We start from the raw sequence: 18,683 nt of genomic DNA, 5'->3' as shown, positions 1-18,683 counted from the left end.
CACTTCGGCGGTCTGGATCGCGCCGACGAGGTACCAGGCGTGGGCGAGGTGAATTCTTGGTTAGCTGCGCTTGGGACCTGTGAAGTCAGAGAATCGTCCTTATCCTAGTGTCATGGTTGACTTCAAAAAGAAACTGGTCGAAAAGCAAGGTGAACGGAAGGTTCACCCCGTTGAGATATACCAGACACTTGATCGGAAGAGCGTTGCAGGTCCACTGCGACCTGCTCAAGTGGAAATTCTCAATAAGTGGTACGATGCAAGGAGGGAGGACAAGGACCTCATCGTGAAACTCCACACAGGCGAAGGAAAGACCCTTATTGGTCTGCTCATTCTGCAGTCCCGCATTAACTCCAGCAACGAGAAGTGCATGTTCGTATGCCCAAACAAGCAGCTCGTTGAGCAGGTGAAGACCGAAGCGGCCAAATTCGGGGATAGGCCTCTGTGAGATCGAAGCAGACAATGCATTCCCGAATGACTTTACCAACGGCAAGAAGATTCTTGTCACCCACGTTCAGAAGCTGTTCAATGGCAAGACCATCTTCGGACTTCTGAACAAATCGATGCCAGTGGACAATGTCATCTTGGATGATTCACGCATGCATTGATGCCATTCGAAGTTCATTTACCGTTCGCGTTCTAAAGACGGAGGCACTCTACCGCGAGCTGTTAGCCCTGTTCGCCGAGGATCTAGTGACTCAAGGCGCGGGCACTCTGTTGGAGATTCAACAAGGCTCGCCAGACGCACTCCTACCTGTGCCCTACTGGAATTGGATAGACCGCAGTTCTGAGGTACTCCAACTCCTTCTCCGACACGGTGAGCAACCCTATGTAAAGTTTGCCTGGCCGCTCATCAAGGATTCACTAGAGAACTGCCACTGTTTCTTCACCGGCTCCGAAGTTGAGATTAGCCCGCACTACATCCCAGTATCAATGTTCGGGTCGTTTGCGAGTGCCCGCCAGAGAGTCCTCATGTCCGCAACTACACAGGATGATTCGTTCTTCATTAAGGGTCTGGGCTTTGGTATTGATGCCGTACTCAAGCCGTTGTCAAGTGAAACTCCAAAATGGTCCGGAGAAAAGATGTTGCTCATTCCTTGGCTCATTGATGAGTCCATCGAACGCGACACTGTGATTGCTCAATTTGCCAAGCCATCTCACAAGCGGTATGGTGTGGTTGCCTTGGTTTCGAGCTATCGAAAATCTGAGGACTACGAAACCTATGACTCCAAGGTCGCAAGACCTGGGGAGATACTGGCGCTCATTGAATCGCTCAAGAAGGGGAACTTCGATAGCACCCTCGTCATTGTCAACCGATACGACGGGATTGATCTTCCTGATGAAGCATGCAGGATCCTCATCATTGATGGTCTTCCGTTCTCCATCTCCCTCATCGATAGATATGAAGAGAGCTGTAGGGCATCGAGTGACACAATGAACATTCGGCTAGCCCAACGAATTGAGCAGGGGCTTGGAAGAAGTGTACGAGGTGAGAAGGATTACTGCTGTATCATTCTCATCGGCGGTGACCTAGTCAAGTTCATCCGTAGCGGGCAAACGAACAAGTACTTCTCCCCACAGACCAGAAAGCAAATTGAGATAGGTCTGGAGATTGCCAAGATGGCCGAAAGTGACATCGACAAGGCAAGACAGCCATTTGATGTGATACGTTCATTGATTGGGCAATCCCTCGGTCGCGATGAAGGCTGGAAGGAATACTACGTGTCAAGCATGGACTCAATTACCGAACACCAAGCGCCTTCGACCATCTACAGCCTACTCGAAGCTGAGCGCAAGGCGGAGGAATACGCTCATGCCGGTAAACACGATCGTTCTTGCGAGATCTTGCAGACAATCGCCGATAGCTCAGACTTAAGCGATTCCGAGAAGGGCTGGTACTTGCAACTCCAGGCGAGACACAAGCATTGGTTGAGCAAGGCTGAGTCGAATCAACTTCAACTTGCCGCCTACTCAAGGAACTTGAGATTGCTCAAGCCAAGAGAGGGTGTGAGCTATAGAAAGGTTGAGGCGATCGCATCCACGCGCTTAGAGCGAATTCGAACCTATGCAAAGAGACACGGGAGCTATTCCGAGTTAATGCTGGCCGTGGATAGTATGGTTGCCAATCTCTCCTTCGGAACACCTGCGGATAAGTTCGAAGGTGCGATGAAGGAACTAGGCGCGCATTGGGGTTCATCAGTCAGCGGCCCGACAACGAATTCAAAGAGGGACCGGACAACTTGTGGTACTGCGAGCCTAGTGATTACCTGATATTCGAATGCAAGAGCGACGTAAAGGAAGACCGGGAGGAGATTGTCAAGGACGAGGGTGGTCAAATGAACACGCACTGCGCTTGGTTCGAGGAGAAGTATGGGGGAATACCAGTTTCAAGGTTCATGGTCATCGTGACCCGGAAGCTTGGACGTGCTACTCACTTCACGCATGATGTACGGATCGTGAAGAAAGGGAAGCTCAAGTCCTTGAAGACAAATGTTCAAGCGTTCTTCAAGGAGTTCAGGGAGTACGATTTTGACGCGTTGAGCGATGCGAAGCTTCAGGAGTGGATAGATGTTCACAAGCTCAAGCCTGCGCAGCTCAAGGAGGATTATTCGGAAGCACCCGTTAAATACCATGGTTAGAATGCTCCTAACAGCCCACACATGTATCTAGGCCAATGCTGTCGTTTCGCGTGAGCGATTGAAGAGGAAAGCCCGGAGGCTGGTAATCCAGGCGAGGACTTGCAGCGGAAAGCGCGACCCGGAGGCTTTGCGGAGGGGCACGTCCAAACTCATCACATATTCCTCCGGTACTGCCCCCCCACCTCGAACATCGCCGCCGTCAACTGCCCAAGGCTGCAATACTTCGTCGCCTCCATCAACACCTCGAACATATTCTCATTCTTGATCGCGGCTTGCTGCAGATCCTTGATCGCCTTCGCCGCTTCTTCGCTGTAAGCCGCGCGCAGGTTCTCCACCGTGGCGATCTGCGCCTCCTTCTCTTCCTCCGTCGCCCGGATCACTTCCTTCGGCAGGATGGTGGGTGAGCCCTTGCTGCTGAGGAACGTGTTCACCCCGATGATCGGGTATTCGCCCGTGTGCTTCAGCGTTTCGTAATAGAGGCTTTCCTCCTGGATGCGGCTGCGCTGGTACATGGTCTCCATGGCGCCCAGCACGCCGCCGCGCTCGGTGATGCGGTCGAACTCGGTGAGCACGGCTTCTTCCACCAGGTCGGTGAGCTCTTCGATGATGAAGGAGCCCTGCAGCGGGTTCTCGTTCTTGGCCAGGCCGAGCTCCTTGTTGATGATGAGCTGGATGGCCATGGCGCGGCGCACGCTCTCCTCGGTGGGCGTGGTGATGGCCTCGTCGTAGGCGTTGGTGTGCAGCGAATTGCAGTTGTCGTAGATCGCATAGAGCGCCTGCAACGTGGTGCGGATGTCGTTGAAGTCGATCTCCTGCGCGTGGAGGCTGCGGCCGCTGGTCTGGATGTGGTACTTCAGCATCTGGCTGCGCTCGTCGGCGCCGTAGCGGTGCTTGAGCGCCTTGGCCCAGAGGCGGCGCGCCACGCGGCCCATCACGGCGTACTCGGGGTCCATGCCGTTGCTGAAGAAGAAGCTCAGGTTGGGCGCGAAGGCGTTGATGTCCATGCCCCGGCTGAGGTAGTACTCCACGTAGGTGAAGCCGTTGGCGAGCGTGAAGGCGAGCTGGCTGATGGGGTTGGCGCCAGCCTCCGCGATGTGGTAGCCGCTGATGCTGACGCTGTAGAAGTTGCGGACCTTCTGGTCGATGAAGTACTGCTGAACGTCGCCCATCAAACGCAGCGCGAACCTGCCTGTCCGGTAGGCAGGCTCGGTGCTGAAGATCGTTGTTCTGCGCCTGGTGGTTATGCCCGCCCTGAGCTTGTCGAAGGGTTGGGCGTGCCCCCTCGCAAAAGCCTCGGGGTCGCGTGCTTCGCTTTAGCCGGACTTGTCAGGGCCAGCATCCACGGCGCTGCGGGGTCCTCCTTCGTCGGCCTCCTCGCTGCTCGTGGTTGCAAGGCCCTTCCAGCGCCGGGCTGCCGCTTCGCCCGCTCACGCAGATCCATTGTACCACGTTGAACGTGTACTTTTGTCCCAATGCGCCGCCTGCTCTTCCTCCTCACCCTTGCCCTCTACGGCTTCAGTGCCACGGATATGCATGAGTGGCTGCATGTGCCGCAGGTGGTGATGCACTTTCTGGAGCAGCATACCAGTGAGGACTTCCACGACCTCTTCCACAACGAGCACACCGGCGATCAGCAACACGATGAGCACGACCACGATCCGTTCAGCGAGGATTGCCACGGCGAGTTCTGCGCGTGCAGTGGCCTGGTCGCGCTTTCACCGGTGAACAGGTCTCTCCTGATCTCCCTGCAACCGCTCACCACCCCGGTGGGTGCACAGGTCCTGAACGTTGCGCCCAGTGGTTTCACGGGCAACGTGTGGATCCCTCCCAAGGCTTGAGTTGATCCGCCCTTCGGCGGAACGGGAACGCACCGTGCTTCGGCACGGACCGGGGCCATTGCGCACCCGCGTTCCGCATTCGTCCTTCCTTCCATTCCCAAGCTTTTCCATCCATGATCGACAGGATCATCCGGTTCTCCATACACAACAAGGCCATCATAGGGCTCTTCACGCTCGTGCTGGTGCTTTACGGGGCGTACTCGCTCACGCAATTGCCGATCGATGCGGTTCCCGACATCACCAACAACCAAGTGCAGGTGATCACCACCACCCCTACGCTGGCCGCGCAGGAGGTGGAACAGTTCGTTACCGCGCCCATCGAGCGGGCCATGGCCAGCCTGCCCGACCTGGTGGAGATCCGCTCCATCAGCCGCTTCGGGCTCAGCCTGGTCACCATCGTGTTCGATGAGGACGTGGACGTGTACTTCGCCCGCACCTTGGTGGACCAGCGTCTGGGCGAGGCCGCCGCACTGATACCCCCCGGGGTGGGCACACCGGCCATGGCACCGGTAAGCACCGGGCTGGGCGAGGTGTACCAGTATGTGCTGCACCCCAAGGAAGGGTACGAGGGCACCTTCAGCCCCAGCGAGCTGCGCACCATCCAGGAATGGATCGTTGTGCGGCAACTGCTGGGCACACCCGGCGTGGCCGAGGTGAACAGCTACGGCGGCGAGGTGAAGCAGTACGAGGTGAGCGTGGACCCCAAGCGCTTGCAAAGCATGGGCGTCACCATCGGTGAGCTACTGCTCGCGCTGGAGAGCAACAACGAGAACACCGGCGGCGCCTACATCGAAAAACGCCCCAACAGCTACAGCATCCGGGGCGAAGGCCTGCTGCGCACGCTGGACGACATCCGCAAGGTGGTGGTGAAGATCCCGCCCGGCGGTGTGCCGCTCCTGGTGGGCGATGTGGCCGAGGTGGGCTTCGGTGCGGCCCCGCGTTACGGTGCGCTCACCCGCAATGGCGAAGGCGAAGCGGTGGGCGGCACGGTGATGATGCTGAAGGGTGGCAACAGTGCCGAGGTGGTGAAGGCCATTGAAGCGCGCATACCGAACGTGCAGAAGGCCCTGCCGGAAGGACTGTTGATCGAACCCTATCTGGTGCGCAGCGAACTGGTAGGGCGGGCCATCGGCACGGTGAAGACGAACCTGATCGAGGGCGCGTTGATCGTGATCTTCGTGCTGGTGCTCTTTCTGGGCAACTGGCGCGCGGGCCTCATCGTGGCCTCGGTGATCCCACTGTGCATGCTCTTCGCCATCATCCTCATGAACGCCTTCGGCGTCAGCGGCAATTTGATGTCGCTTGGTGCCATCGATTTCGGATTGATCGTGGACGGCGCCGTGATCATCGTGGAGGCCACCCTGCACCACCTGCATGCGCGCTTCAAGGGAAAGATCCTTACCCGTGAGGAGATGGACCGCGAGGTTTTCGTGAGCGCCAGCAAGATCCGGACGAGCGCGGCCTTCGGCGAGATCATCATCCTGATCGTGTACATCCCCATCCTCACACTGGTGGGCATCGAGGGCAAGATGTTCCGCCCCATGGCCATCACCGTCAGCTTCGCCATCCTGGGTGCGCTACTGCTCTCGCTCACCTACGTGCCCATGATGAGCGCGCTGGTGCTGCCTCGCAACACGGCGCACAAACCCAACTTCAGCGACCGCATGATGGATCGTTTCCAGAAGTGGTACGATCCCATCATCGGCTTCGCCTTGCGCAACCGGATCAAGACCGTGGGTGTGGCCGTGGCGCTGTTCATCGGCTCGGTCTTCCTGTTCGCACGCATGGGCGGCGAGTTCATTCCCACATTGGAAGAGGGCGACTTCGCCTTCCACAGCATCCTGCCGCAGGGCGCATCGCTCAGCCAGAGCATCGCCAACAACGCCAAGGTGGAGAAGATCCTGCTGCAATTCCCGGAGGTGAAGCAGGTGGTGGGCCGCACCGGCAGCGCCGAGATCCCCACGGACCCCATGCCCCCCGAAGCCACGGACCTCATGATCATCTTGAAGGACAAGGACGAATGGACCACCGCGCACGACCGCGAGGCTTTGCAGGACACCATGCTGCAAGCCTTGAGGCAGGTACCCGGCGTGTTCTACGAAGCCACCCAACCCATCCAGATGCGCTTCAACGAACTGATGACCGGCATACGGCAGGACGTGGCCGTGAAGATCTACGGTGAGAACATGGACACCCTCGCAGTGATCGCGAACAAGGTTGCGGCGATCATCGGCGAAGTGCAGGGTGCGGGTGAACCGCAAGTGGAAAAGGTGGTGGGCCTGCCCCAGATCACCATCACCTATGATCGTGCACGGGTAGCGCAGTACGGCCTCAACATCCGCGAACTGAACCGTACGGTGCGCACGGCCTTCGCCGGCGAGGCCACCGGCGTCATTTACGAGAACGAGCGCCGCTTCGATCTGGTGGTGCGCCTCGGTGACCAGCAGCGACAGAGCATCGACGATGTGCGCACCCTCTTCGTGGCGCTGCCCGGTGGCGGACAGATCCAGTTGCAGCAGGTGGCCGATGTGTCCTTGACACCCGGCCCGGCCCAGATCAGCCGCGAGGATGCCAAGCGCCGCATCGCCGTGGGCGTGAACATCCGTGGCCGTGACGTGGAAAGCTTCGTGGAAGAGCTCCAAGGCCGCATTGATGCCGAGGTGCGCATGCCCGCGGCCTACTACTACACCTTCGGCGGCACCTTCGAGAACCTGCGGGCAGCGAGCAAACGCCTGATGCTGGCGGTGCCCATCGCGCTGGCCCTCATCTTCCTGCTGCTCTTCTTCACCTTCAACAGCGTGAAGCGCGCCCTGCTGATCTACACCGCCATCCCCATGAGCGCCATCGGCGGTGTGCTCGCGCTCATGGCGCGCGGCATGCCGTTCAGCATCAGTGCGGGCGTGGGCTTCATCGCGCTCTTCGGCGTGGCGGTGCTCAACGGCATCGTCCTCATCGCCACCTTCGACCAACTGGAGAAGGAAGGCATCAGCGACCTGAAGGAGCGCGTGTTGAAAGGCACCCGCACACGGCTGCGTCCCGTGCTGATGACAGCGGCGGTGGCCTCCCTCGGTTTCCTGCCCATGGCCTTGAGCGGCAACGCGGGCGCGGAAGTGCAACGCCCCCTGGCCACAGTGGTGATCGGAGGCCTCATCACCGCCACGGCACTCACCCTCATGGTGCTGCCGGTGCTCTATCTGCTCTTCATGGGCGGAGGCAGGAAGCGCAACGATGCCAATGGCGGCAAGGCGAACGCACCGCTGATCGTCGCGACCGTGCTGTTGATCATGATCGGTGGCACCAGCAGCGCGCAGGAACCAATGCCGATGGACACGGCGATCGCACGCGCTTTGCGCACCCATCCGAGCATGACCGCTGCGGAACTGCGTGTGCAGGAACAGGATGCCCTGCGTGGCACGGCCTTCGGGCTGCAGCCGCTCAACGCGCAATTCTCTCGTGGCCAGACCCAGGGGCCGTATCCGAAGGACATTATCCTGGAAGCCAATACCGGGTTCGCATTTCCCACCACCATTGCCCGCCGCGCGGCCTACCTGAAGGAAAGCCTGCACCTTGCGGAGAATGAAAAGCTGAATACGGCGGCCTACGTGAAGGAGAGCGTGGGCGGGGCCTACCTGCAATGGGCCATGGGCCTTGAACAGGTGCGTATCCTGCAACAGCTGGACAGCGCGTACGCATCCATGGCGGCCTTCGCACGGCAGCGCTTCGAGCTCGGTGAGACCGGCCGCTTGGAAAGCACCAGCGCGCAAAGCCGCGCCGAGCAGGTGAAGGTGCGCTTGCGCCAGGCACAGGCCGATCTGGTGGCCTACCAGGTGGAAGTGGAACGCTGGACGGGCCCGCTCAGTGGTGCCGTGCCGGTGCCCGAGGAATTGCTCAACACTGCACGAGCGCCGGATCCCGGCGGCGGCAACGACCCGCTCCTGCTCTCCTTGCAGCAGCGCACGCAGGTGGCCGAGGCCGAATGGAAACTGCAACGCAGCCAATGGGCACCCAGCCTGCAGGGCGGCGGCTTCTACCAGACCTTCGATGGCACGTCGCCCTTTTCGGGCTTCCTCATCGGTGCTTCGATCCCCCTGCCCGGCAGCGGCCAGGGCGGGCGCACCTCGGCGGCACGTTTGCGCAGCGAGATCGCCGCGCAGGAACTGGAAGCCGCTCGCCGACAGCGCAGCAGCGAGCGGGCCACCACGCAAGCGCAGCTCACCCAATTGCGCGAGAGCCTCGCCTACTATGAAAGCACCGGTGCCGCGCTGGGCGCTACCCTGCGCGACGATGCCCTGCGTGCCTATCGCGCGGGCGAAGCCGACTACTTCCAATTCACCCAAGGCATCGAGCAGGCCTTTCAACTCAACGCCGAGCACCTGCGCGTGCGTTACGAGCTCGCACTTACCGTCCTCCACCTCCGTGCCCTCAATGGGCTCTAAGACCGCATAGACATGAAAACGCAACCGATCAGCAGCGCTCTTCAGCGCATTCCGAATACGCTCTTTTTGCTCCTGCTCACCGTCGCACTGGCCGCCTGTGGCGGTGGAGCGGCCTCTGGCGAAGAGGAAGGCCATGGCCACGGCGAAGAGGAGGGCCACGGCGGTGGGAGCACCGTCACCGTTTCGCCGCAACAATTCGCCGCCATCGAGGGCAAGCTTGGCAAGGTGGAGATGAAGGACCTCACCACCGCCCTCAAGGCCGTTGGCTTTTTGAAAGTGCCGCCGCAGAACGTGGCCGACATCACCGTGGCCATGGGCGGCACCGTGCGCGAAGTGCTGGTGCAGGAAGGCGACCATGTGAACAAGGGGCAGGTGCTCGCTACGGTCACCGACCCTTCGATCATCCAACTGCAACGCGACTACCTCGATGCGAAAGCACGACTGGTGTACGCCGAAACGGAATTGGAACGCCAGACCGAACTGGCCCGCGCCAACGTGAGCGCGCAGAAGACCCTGCAACAGGTCACGGCGGAACACGCCTCCTTGCGGGCCAGCGTGAACGCCCATGCCGAGCAGTTGCGCCTGATCAACATCGACCCCGAGAAGCTCACTGCCAATGCACTGCGCTCAGCCGCGGGCATCGTAAGCCCCATCGATGGCACCGTGGCGCACATCGCGGTGAACGTGGGAAGCAAGGTGAGCAACGATGCCACCATGTTCCGCGTGGTGAACAACAGCAAGCTCCACGTGGACCTCTTCCTCTACGAACAGGACATCGCCTCCGTGAAGGTGGGCCAGACAATCGACCTCAGCCTTACCAACCTGCCGGGCAAGAACTACACGGCCGTGGTCTTCGCCATCGGCAGCGCTTTCGAACGCGAGACGAAGACGATCCCGGTGCACGCGGAGATCACCGGCGACAAAGTGGGCCTCATCGACGGCATGGGCGTTACCGGGCGCATCAGCGTAGGCCACGCCACCACCACCGCCGTGCTCACCGAGGCCATCGTGAATATGGAGGGCAAGGACTACGTGTTCATCAGGACCGAAGGAGAAGAGGAGCATGGGCATGGGCATGATGAAGAGCCCGCGCACAAGGAGGAACCGGCGCACAAGCACACCGAAGGGGAAGCACACGATCGCGCAACGGAGAACAAGGACGCGCATGCCAAAGGAGACGAGCACGAACATGACCACGGCGCGGAACATGCACACGAGGCCGTGGCCGACAGCATGAGCTTCCAGCGCATCGAAGTGAAGCGTGGAACGACCGATGGCGCGTACACAGCGGTCACCTTCCTGCAACCGGTGGACCCGGACGCCGAAGTGGTGACCGGTGGCGCCTACTACCTGATCGCGATGATGAACACGAGTGAAGGACACGAGCATTAAGATCATGAGCACCCATCACGCCCTTGCTGTTCGTTCCACGTGGCGGACCTACCTACCCGCCATTGTTTCGTTCATCCTGCTACTCAGCGGCATCGCCATCGACCAGCTGGCACCGCAGCTCTGGCAACAGGCCCGGTGGCGTTTCGCCTGGTACTTGGCCGCGTACCTGCCGGTAGGCTTGCCGGTGCTGGTGAATGCGGTACGTGCCATCGCGAAGGGCGCGGTCTTCAGCGAGTTCTTCCTGATGAGTGTGGCCACTATCGGCGCCTTCTACATCAAGGAGTACCCCGAAGGCGTGGCGGTGATGCTGTTCTACGCCGTGGGCGAACTCTTTCAGGATGCTGCGGTGGACAGGGCCAAGCGCAATATCCAGGCCTTGCTGGATGTACGTCCGGATACCGCGAACGTGCTGCGCGACGGCGTCCCGGTGGAAACGCCCGCTGCTGAGGTGAAGGTCGGTGACATCCTCCGCATTCGCGTGGGCGATCGCGTGCCGTTGGACGGAAAACTCCTGAGTGAAAAAGCGGCCTTCGATACCGCGGCCCTCACGGGCGAAAGCGTGCCGCGCACCATCGTGAACGATGCGCCGGTGCTTGCGGGCATGATCGCTGCGGACAAGGTGGTGGACATGGAAGTCACCAAACCCTTCGGCGAAAGCAGCCTCGCACGCATACTGGATCTGGTGCAGAACGCCGCCAAGAGCAAGGCACCAACGGAGCTCTTCATCCGCCGCTTCGCACGCATCTACACGCCGATCGTGGTGGCGCTGGCGTTGGGCATCGTGCTGGTGCCGATGGTAATGATACAGCCCTACGTCTTCAACGACTGGTTGTACCGCGCACTCATCTTCTTGGTGATCTCCTGCCCTTGCGCACTGGTCATCAGCATCCCGCTGGGCTATTTCGGTGGCATCGGCGCAGCAAGCCGCAAGGGCATCCTGCTGAAGGGCGGCAACTACCTCGATGTGCTCACCAAGGTGAATACCGTGGTGATGGACAAGACCGGCACGCTTACCGAGGGCGTGTTCGCTGTTCAGGAGGTGAAGCCTGCGGAAAGTACCAGCGCGGAGCAACTGCTCGGCGTGGTGAAGGCCATGGAAGCGCACAGCACGCACCCCATCGCAAAGGCCGTGTTGGAACATCCGCAAGGCGATGCCATGGGCGAGGCCACGAACGTGGAGGAGATCAGCGGCCACGGTATGCGCGGTACGGTGCAGGGCAAGGAGGTGCTGGTGGGCAATGCGCGCCTCTTGAAGAAGTTCAACGTGCCCTACCCGGCGGACGTGGATGTGGTCGAGGATACCATCGTGGTGTGTGCGATCGGCGGCAGCTACGCGGGCTACCTCACCGTGGCCGACAAGGTGAAAGCGGACGCACAGCAGGCGGTGAACGAACTGCGTGCATCGGGTGTGCGCGAGATCGTGATGCTCAGCGGCGACAAGACGGCCATTACGCAGCGCGTCGCGGCCAAGCTGGGCATCCACAAGGCCTTCGGCGACCTGCTGCCCGAGGACAAGGTGGCAAGGATGCGGGAGGTGAAGAAGAACCCTGTGGCCGTGGTGGCCTTCGTGGGCGACGGCATCAATGATGCGCCGGTGCTCGCGCTCAGCGATGTGGGCATCGCCATGGGCGGCCTTGGCAGCGATGTGGCGATCGAGACGGCCGATGTGGTCTTGCAGAACGACAAGCCGAGCAGCATCGCTGAGGCCATCCGCATCGGCAAGGCCACCAAGCGGGTGGTCACACAGAACATCGTGCTCGCTTTCGGGGTGAAGGCTATTGTGCTGGTGCTGGGTGCGGGCGGTTTGGCCACGCTATGGGAAGCCGTCTTCGCCGATGTGGGCGTAGCGCTGCTGGCGATCCTGAACGCGAGCAGAATGCGGTGAGGGTTCTGGAACATAACTTGCGTGGCTACGAACATGAAACAGCTGACCACCCTGCTCTTTGCCTTTTGCACACTGGGCCTATCTGCACAAACCGGTGCAGTTTCCCCGCCCGCCAAAGGCAAGAAGACCGCCACCATCGCCATCCAGAGCACTGGCATCTGCGATATGTGCGAGAAGACCATCGAGACCGAACTCGTCTATACCAAGGGCGTGAAGAAGGTGGATGTGGACCTCAGCACCGCTGCCGTGAGCGTGACCTACGATCCGCGCAAGACCGACGCGGACAAATTGCGTGCAGCACTCACCAAGCTGGGGTACTCCGCTGATGGTACACCGGGTAATGCCTCAGCATTTGCCAAGTTGCCCCAATGCTGCCAGAATGAAGGCTGCGGCAAGTTGCCGGTGAAGCAATGAAGCTTCATTGGGCCATGCCGACGCAGGTGCGGCCATACTACGGAGCAGAGTTGCGCAAGAGCGAAGAGGCTCGCACGCTCGGCGATCTGCAACTCGAATGGCACCATCTCGAGCGGGCCCATATTCTCGGCCAGCGTTGGCCCTTGGAGCACAACGCGGTGCATTGGCGCATGCTGAAGTTCGGGTTCCGTACCAAGAACATGCGCGAGATCATCGGACAGTTGCCGCGTCTGGTCTTCGGTGGGGTGAAGAGCTTCGCGGGCACGGTGCCGATCGGGAATACGGGCGGAGCGAATGTGCCGGCGCTGAAGCCGCTGGCGTTACCAGACGACCTAGCAGCGATACTCAATGACACCTTTGCCGTGTGATCGATAGTGCGATCACCGTGTCCGAGAGTGAATGGAGTATCGTGCCCTTCGCGGGTCACATATTCCGCCGATACTGCCCCCCCACCTCAAACATTGCAGCAGTTAACTGACCCAGGCTGCAATACTTGGTCGCTTCCATCAAGACCGCAAACATGTTCTCGTTCTTGATCGCAGCCTCTTGAAGCTTCCGAGTGCGGCTTTCCCTTCAGCCTCATAAGCCTTCTGCACGTTCTCCACGGTGCGGATCTGCGCTTCCTTCTCCTCTTCCGTAGCACGGATCACTTCCTTCGGGAGAACGGTCGGCGATCCTTTGCTCGACAAGAACGTGTTCACCCCAATGATCGGATACTCACCCGTGTGCTTCAGGGTCTCGTAGTACAAGCTCTCTTCCTGGATCCTTGAGCGCTGGTACATGGTCTCCATGGCGCCCAGCACGCCGCCGCGCTCGGTGATGCGGTCGAACTCGCTGAGCACGGCCTCTTCCACCAGGTCGGTGAGCTCCTCGATGATGAAGCTGCCCTCGCGCGTTCCCTTGCTTTGATCACACTACGATGTACCGCTCTTGCAAATACGTTAGCCACTTATCGAAATCGGGTGATGGCGAATGCTCCTGGCAGATATCAAGAAATCGTTCATAAGTAAGCGTCATGAACCTGCCGTCCGGTGCGGCTAGGAAGGACTTGTAGCCTGTGCAAGCGTCGTCCATTTGCTTATTGCCTTTCGGGAACAAGGTGAGCGAGGTAGCGTGGGCAAATCGCTCAGGATGCTTGAGCAGAATGCTCTCCGCGAGTAGGTGGTTCCGCCAGATCTGCCGGTAATCGTCTGTGATCACCTGTGTTTCGCATCCCGGCTTGAATATCCCACAGGCAGCCATGACCTTGAAGTAAATAGAGGCTCGGTCATTCACAGTTCGCTCTTCCGTGGAGCCATGCTTCAATTTGTAGGCGCGTTCGGTGTACTTCACCTCAATCCCGATAAGCCCCCGCCGACCTTCCTTATCAGTGCTTTCGGTATATGCATCGAAAGATGTACCATCATTCAAATACTCTGAACGTGGCGACGGCGCAAACTCGATGCGAATCGGATCGACAGTGCTCAAGGGTTCTCCAAGCAAGTCTGAGAAAACCTGCAGGCGATACTTATCGTCCAAGTTCAGGGGCCAGAGCATGTTCAACGGAATGTGCTCGCTCCGAAGCATGTTCCCATAGACCTTCTCGCTCGTTATCGGATAACGCTTCCTAGCGGCTTCCAAGATGCCTAACTCGGGATAGAAGTTGCATCCTGCATCCGCGTCGCATGGCGTTAGGAAGTTGCCGTAGTTCTTCGTCTTACTCCATCCGTGTGGCAATTTCAACCGCTCTGCACGGAATCTTGATTGATGAAGGCGCGCCTTCTTCAGGAATTCGGACTTATCGAGTCCGTCATCCCCGCTGTATTGTGGTCCGATACCGTAACTCATCACATATTCCTTCTGTACTGTCCGCCGACTTCGAACATGGCCGCAGTGAGTTGACCGAGACTACAGTACTTGGTGGCTTCCATCAACACTTCGAACATGTTCTCATTCTTGATCGCAGCTTGCTGGAGGTCTTTGATGGCTTTGGCCGCCTCATCCGCATAAGCAGTTCGGAGATTCTCGACGGTCGCTATCTGGGCTTCTTTCTCCTCTTCCGTAGCTCTGATGACCTCTTTCGGCAAGATCGTCGGTGATCCTTTGCTCGACAGGAAGGTATTCACCCCGATGATGGGATACTCACCCGTGTGCTTCAAGGTCTCGTAGTACAAGCTTTCCTCCTGGATGCGGCTGCGCTGGTACATCGTTTCCATCGCACCCAAGACCCCACCACGTTCCGTGATCCGATCGAACTCCGTCAACACCGCTTCCTCGACGAGATCCGTCAATTCTTCGATGATGAAGCTGCCCTGCAACGGGTTCTCGTTCTTGGCCAGGCCGAGCTCGCGGTTGATGATGAGCTGGATGGCCATGGCGCGGCGCACGCTTTCCTCGGTGGGCGTGGTGATGGCCTCGTCGTAGGCGTTGGTGTGCAGGCTGTTGCAGTTGTCGTAGATGGCGTACAGCGCCTGCAACGTGGTGCGGATGTCGTTGAAGTCGATCTCCTGCGCGTGCAGGCTGCGGCCGCTGGTCTGGATGTGGTACTTGAGCATCTGGCTGCGCTCGTCGGCGCCGTAGCGGTGCTTGAGCGCCTTGGCCCAGAGGCGACGCGCCACGCGGCCCATCACGGCGTACTCGGGGTCCATCCCGTTGCTGAAGAAGAAGCTCAGGTTGGGCGCGAAGGCGTTGATGTCCATGCCCCGGCTGAGGTAGTACTCCACGTAGGTGAAGCCGTTGGCCAGCGTGAACGCGAGCTGCGAAATGGGGTTGGCGCCGGCCTCCGCGATGTGGTAGCCGCTGATGCTGACGCTGTAGAAGTTGCGGACCTTTTGGTCGATGAAGTACTGCTGAACGTCGCCCATCAAACGCAGCGCGAACTCGGTGCTGAAGATGCAGGTGTTCTGCGCCTGGTCCTCTTTGAGGATGTCGGCCTGCACGGTGCCGCGGACCTGGGCGAGGGTGTCGGCTTTGATCTTGGCGTAGACGTCGGCCGGGAGCACCTGGTCGCCAGTGATACCGAGCAGGAGCAGACCCAGACCGTCGTTGCCTTGGGGGATGTCGCCATGGTAACGCGGGGCCGTGGGCTTCGGGCCTCGGGCTTCGGGCTTATCCGCGGTCGAGCCCGCAGCCCGTGGCCCATGGCCCGCAGCCTCCCATCTCTCTCGTATCCGCTTTTCCACTTCCTCAACGAGACCATTGGCGCGGATATACTTCTCGCAGTTCTGGTCGATCGCGGCGTTCATGAAGAAGCCGAGCAGCATGGGCGCGGGACCGTTGATGGTCATGCTCACGCTGGTGTTGGGCGCGGTGAGGTCGAAGCCGCTGTAGAGCTTCTTGGCATCATCGAGGCAGCAGATGCTCACGCCGCTGTTGCCCACCTTGCCGTAGATGTCCGGACGACGACCGGGGTCGTGGCCGTAGAGCGTGACGCTGTCGAAAGCGGTGCTGAGGCGCTTGGCCGGCATACCCTGGCTCACGTAGTGGAAGCGCTTGTTCGTGCGCTCCGGACCGCCTTCGCCGGCGAACATCCGCGCGGGGTCCTCGCCCTGGCGCTTGAAGGGGTAGATGCCCGCGGTGTAGGGGAAGAAGCCCGGCGTGTTCTCCTGCATGGCCCAGCGCACCTTGTCGCCCCAGCTCTTGAACTTCGGCAGCGCCACCTTCGGGATCTTCAGGTGACTGAGGCTCTCGGTGTGGTTGGGCACCTTGATCTCCTTGCCGCGCACCTGGTAGATGTAGAACTCGCCGCTGTACTTCGCCTCCTCGGCCTTCCAGTTCTGGAGCATGGACCAGAGGTGGGGGTCGAGGTCCTTCTTGATGGACTCGAACTTCGAAATGAGGGCTTCAAGCTGCAAGCCACTAGCCTCAAGCTTGTTCGGGGTCGAGCTTGAAGCTTGAGTCTTGAGGCTTGAAGCTTCGAGCAGGTCAGGACCACCGAAGGTCAACACCGCACTGTACAGCCCGTAAAGCTTGTCCGCGATCTCCGCCTGCTTGCGCACGTGGGCATCGTAGCGGCGGTTGTTCTCGCTGATCTCGCTCAGGTAACGGCTCTTGGCGGGGGGGATGATCCACACCTTCTCGCTCATCTCGTCGTGGGCGTGGAAGGTGCTCTGGAAGTCGACGCCCGTCTTCTCGGCGATCTTCTTCATGAGCCGCGCGTACAGCGTGTTGGTGCCGGGATCGTTGAACTGGCTGGCGATGGTGCCCACCACGGGCAGGTCATCGTCGTTGGCGTCCCACAGCTGGTGGTTGCGCTTGTACTGCTTCTTCACGTCGCGCAGGGCATCGAGGGCGCCGCGCTTGTCGAACTTGTTGATGGCCACCACGTCGGCGAAGTCGAGCATGTCGATCTTCTCCAGCTGCGTGGCCGCGCCGAACTCCGGCGTCATGATGTAGAGCGAGACGTCGCTGTGGTCCAGGATCTCGGTATCGCTCTGGCCGATGCCGCTGGTCTCCAGGATGATCAGGTCGAAGCCCGCGGCCTTCAGGATGCTCACGGCCTCCTTCACGTGCTTGCTCAGCGCGAGGTTGCTCTGGCGCGTGGCGAGGCTGCGCATGTACACGCGCTCGCCGCGGATGCTGTTCATGCGGATGCGGTCGCCCAGCAGCGCACCGCCGGTCTTGCGCTTGCTCGGGTCCACGCTGATCACGCCGATCGTCCGCTGCTGTCCTTCCGGGCTTGACCCGGAATCCAGGATGAAGCGGCGGATCAGCTCGTCCACCATGCTGCTCTTGCCCGCGCCGCCCGTGCCCGTGATGCCGAGGATCGGGGCCTTGCTCGCTTCGGCCTTCTTGTGGATCTCGTCGGCGATCTTGCCGAACACTTCGGGGTGGTTCTCGGCGGTGCTGATCAGCTTGGCGATGGCCGGCCAGTTCTGCGGGCTCAGCTTCTTGGCCTCGCCGTTCACCTTGTCGCTCAGGTCGAAGTCGGCCTTCTCCAGCAGGTCGTTGATCATGCCCTGCAGGCCCATCGCGCGGCCGTCATCCGGGTGGTAGATGCGCGTGATGCCGTAATCGTGCAGCTCCTCGATCTCGCTGGGCAGTATGGTGCCGCCGCCGCCGCCGAAGATCTTGATGTGCCCCGCGCCCTTCTCCTTCAGCAGGTCGAACATGTACTTGAAGTACTCGTTATGCCCGCCCTGGTAGCTGGTCATGGCGATGGCGTGGGCATCCTCCTGGATCGCGGTGTTCACCACATCCTCCACGCTGCGGTCGTGCCCCAGGTGGATCACCTCAGCACCGGTGCTCTGGATGATCCGCCGCATGATGTTGATCGCGGCATCGTGGCCATCGAACAACGAGGCGGCGGTAACGACGCGGATCTTGTTCTTGGGGGTGTAGGGAGGAGCTTGGACGAAGGACATGGTGCGAAGCTATTGACCTGGATGCCTCGGTTTGAGGTTACTCATCATAAGGACTACATTTGACTACATGAAAACCACCCGCGAGCTCACCGCCATCATCGAACGTGAGGGCAACGGCTATGTGTCGCTATGCCCGGAGTTGGACGTGGCCAGCCAAGGCGATACCGTGGAAGAGGCGCGAGCTAACTTGATCGAGGCCCTCGAGCTGTTCTTCGAGACCGCCTCACCCAGCGAGGTGCGCGAGCGGCTTCACGATGAAGTGCTGGTGACCCGCGTGAAAGTGGCGGTGTGATGCGCACGCTGAGCGGGCGCGAGGTCTGCGCCATCCTTCGAGCGCACGGATTCGAGCAGGTGCGGCAGCGCGGCAGTCACATCATCATGCAAAAACAGGTTCCCGGCTCCACTATCACGGTGCCTGTGCCGGACCATAAGGAGATCCGCATCGGCACTTTGATGTCGATCATCCGCCAAAGCGGTTTGGACCGTTCGGTATTCGCCTAGGCTTCCACGCCACGGCTGTGCCCCAAGTGAATCACCTCGGCGCCGGTGCTCTGGATGATGCGCCGCATGATGTTGATGGCGGCATCGTGGCCGTCGAAGAGACTGACGGCGGTGACGACGCGGATCTTGTGCTTTGGGACGTAGGGTGGGGCTCGGACGAAGGACATGAGGCTAAGGAATCTGGAGAGGGTGGACCCGAACTCATCCCGCCGCGCGTTACGTTAGCCCAGCGCAGCATT

11 protein-coding genes and 3 pseudogenes are annotated in these 18,683 nt (G+C 60.2%); 9 read left to right on the top strand and 5 right to left on the bottom strand.

Translation table 11 applies throughout. The features are described 5' to 3' along the window. The first annotated feature begins 112 nt into the window (after positions 1-112). Positions 113-2,636, top strand: a pseudogene (locus tag IPM12_15975) (DEAD/DEAH box helicase family protein). 152 nt (positions 2,637-2,788) lie between these two features. Here the strand turns inward: IPM12_15975 and IPM12_15970 are convergent. Beyond that, positions 2,789-3,820: pseudogene (locus IPM12_15970) on the bottom strand (methylmalonyl-CoA mutase). Positions 3,821-4,108: 288 nt separating this feature from the next. On the opposite strand from IPM12_15970, the gene IPM12_15965 reads away from it, so the two are divergent. The 6 genes from IPM12_15965 (at position 4,109) to IPM12_15940 (ending at position 12,969) form a co-directional block, all read left to right on the top strand. Further along, a complete protein-coding gene (locus IPM12_15965) occupies positions 4,109-4,474 on the top strand; it encodes a hypothetical protein (GenBank protein MBK9149302.1) in 366 nt (121 codons plus the stop codon). Between the two features lie 113 nt (positions 4,475-4,587). Continuing rightward, entirely contained in the window at positions 4,588-8,910 is a 4,323-nt protein-coding gene (locus IPM12_15960; GenBank protein ID MBK9149301.1) for a CusA/CzcA family heavy metal efflux RND transporter, read from the top strand. Positions 8,911-8,922: 12 nt separating this feature from the next. Next, positions 8,923-10,302, top strand: coding sequence for an efflux RND transporter periplasmic adaptor subunit (locus tag IPM12_15955; protein MBK9149300.1), 1,380 nt, complete (start codon positions 8,923-8,925; stop codon positions 10,300-10,302). 4 nt (positions 10,303-10,306) lie between these two features. Further along, positions 10,307-12,187, top strand: a complete 1,881-nt coding sequence (cadA, locus tag IPM12_15950) for a cadmium-translocating P-type ATPase (GenBank protein MBK9149299.1) — start codon at positions 10,307-10,309, stop codon at positions 12,185-12,187. Positions 12,188-12,220: 33 nt separating this feature from the next. Then, positions 12,221-12,601: a heavy-metal-associated domain-containing protein gene (locus tag IPM12_15945; GenBank protein MBK9149298.1), complete on the top strand. Its 381-nt coding sequence runs from the start codon at positions 12,221-12,223 to the stop codon at positions 12,599-12,601. Further along, entirely contained in the window at positions 12,598-12,969 is a 372-nt protein-coding gene (locus IPM12_15940) for a DUF3703 domain-containing protein (GenBank protein MBK9149297.1), read from the top strand. The genes IPM12_15945 and IPM12_15940 overlap by 4 nt, the downstream gene beginning before the upstream one ends. Positions 12,970-13,024: 55 nt before the next feature. Here the strand turns inward: IPM12_15940 and IPM12_15935 are convergent. From IPM12_15935 to IPM12_15925, 3 genes and pseudogenes are all read right to left on the bottom strand, one after another. After that, positions 13,025-13,479: pseudogene (locus IPM12_15935) on the bottom strand (hypothetical protein). A gap of 31 nt (positions 13,480-13,510) precedes the next feature. Next, a complete protein-coding gene (locus tag IPM12_15930) occupies positions 13,511-14,428 on the bottom strand; it encodes a hypothetical protein (protein ID MBK9149296.1) in 918 nt (305 codons plus the stop codon). Further along, positions 14,428-17,943 carry a methylmalonyl-CoA mutase family protein gene (locus tag IPM12_15925; protein MBK9149295.1) on the bottom strand — a complete coding sequence of 1,172 codons (3,516 nt, stop codon included), beginning with the start codon at positions 17,941-17,943 and terminating at the stop codon, positions 14,428-14,430. Before IPM12_15925 ends, IPM12_15930 begins: the two co-directional genes overlap by 1 nt. Positions 17,944-18,010: 67 nt before the next feature. On the opposite strand from IPM12_15925, the gene IPM12_15920 reads away from it, so the two are divergent. After that, positions 18,011-18,235 carry a type II toxin-antitoxin system HicB family antitoxin gene (locus tag IPM12_15920; protein ID MBK9149294.1) on the top strand — a complete coding sequence of 75 codons (225 nt, stop codon included), beginning with the start codon at positions 18,011-18,013 and terminating at the stop codon, positions 18,233-18,235. Then, positions 18,235-18,444: a type II toxin-antitoxin system HicA family toxin gene (locus IPM12_15915; GenBank protein ID MBK9149293.1), complete on the top strand. Its 210-nt coding sequence runs from the start codon at positions 18,235-18,237 to the stop codon at positions 18,442-18,444. The genes IPM12_15920 and IPM12_15915 overlap by 1 nt, the downstream gene beginning before the upstream one ends. Here IPM12_15915 and IPM12_15910 read toward each other — a convergent pair. After that, positions 18,441-18,611 (bottom strand): hypothetical protein, encoded by a 171-nt coding sequence (locus IPM12_15910; GenBank protein MBK9149292.1) that lies wholly within the window; start codon positions 18,609-18,611, stop codon positions 18,441-18,443. The genes IPM12_15915 and IPM12_15910 overlap by 4 nt on opposite strands. Between the last annotated feature and the right edge of the window lie 72 nt (positions 18,612-18,683).

The organism is Flavobacteriales bacterium (genome assembly GCA_016716605.1).
Lineage (GTDB): Bacteria > Bacteroidota > Bacteroidia > Flavobacteriales_F > PHOS-HE28 > PHOS-HE28.
The sequence above is the reverse complement of the archived record's forward strand: the minus strand, read 5'-3'. Positions and strand labels throughout refer to the sequence as shown.

What these genes read in the sequence shown, in the direction of transcription:
- IPM12_15925 (MBK9149295.1), bottom strand. Translation starts at nt 17,943, where the DNA reads ATGTCCTTCGTCCAAGCTCCTCCCTACACCCCCAAGAACAAGATCCGC.
- IPM12_15940 (MBK9149297.1), top strand. Translation starts at nt 12,598, where the DNA reads ATGAAGCTTCATTGGGCCATGCCGACGCAGGTGCGGCCATACTACGGA.
- IPM12_15960 (MBK9149301.1), top strand. Translation starts at nt 4,588, where the DNA reads ATGATCGACAGGATCATCCGGTTCTCCATACACAACAAGGCCATCATA.
- IPM12_15915 (MBK9149293.1), top strand. Translation starts at nt 18,235, where the DNA reads ATGCGCACGCTGAGCGGGCGCGAGGTCTGCGCCATCCTTCGAGCGCAC.
- IPM12_15965 (MBK9149302.1), top strand. Translation starts at nt 4,109, where the DNA reads ATGCGCCGCCTGCTCTTCCTCCTCACCCTTGCCCTCTACGGCTTCAGT.
- IPM12_15920 (MBK9149294.1), top strand. Translation starts at nt 18,011, where the DNA reads ATGAAAACCACCCGCGAGCTCACCGCCATCATCGAACGTGAGGGCAAC.
- cadA (MBK9149299.1), top strand. Translation starts at nt 10,307, where the DNA reads ATGAGCACCCATCACGCCCTTGCTGTTCGTTCCACGTGGCGGACCTAC.
- IPM12_15910 (MBK9149292.1), bottom strand. Translation starts at nt 18,611, where the DNA reads ATGTCCTTCGTCCGAGCCCCACCCTACGTCCCAAAGCACAAGATCCGC.
- IPM12_15955 (MBK9149300.1), top strand. Translation starts at nt 8,923, where the DNA reads ATGAAAACGCAACCGATCAGCAGCGCTCTTCAGCGCATTCCGAATACG.
- IPM12_15930 (MBK9149296.1), bottom strand. Translation starts at nt 14,428, where the DNA reads ATGAGTTACGGTATCGGACCACAATACAGCGGGGATGACGGACTCGAT.
- IPM12_15945 (MBK9149298.1), top strand. Translation starts at nt 12,221, where the DNA reads ATGAAACAGCTGACCACCCTGCTCTTTGCCTTTTGCACACTGGGCCTA.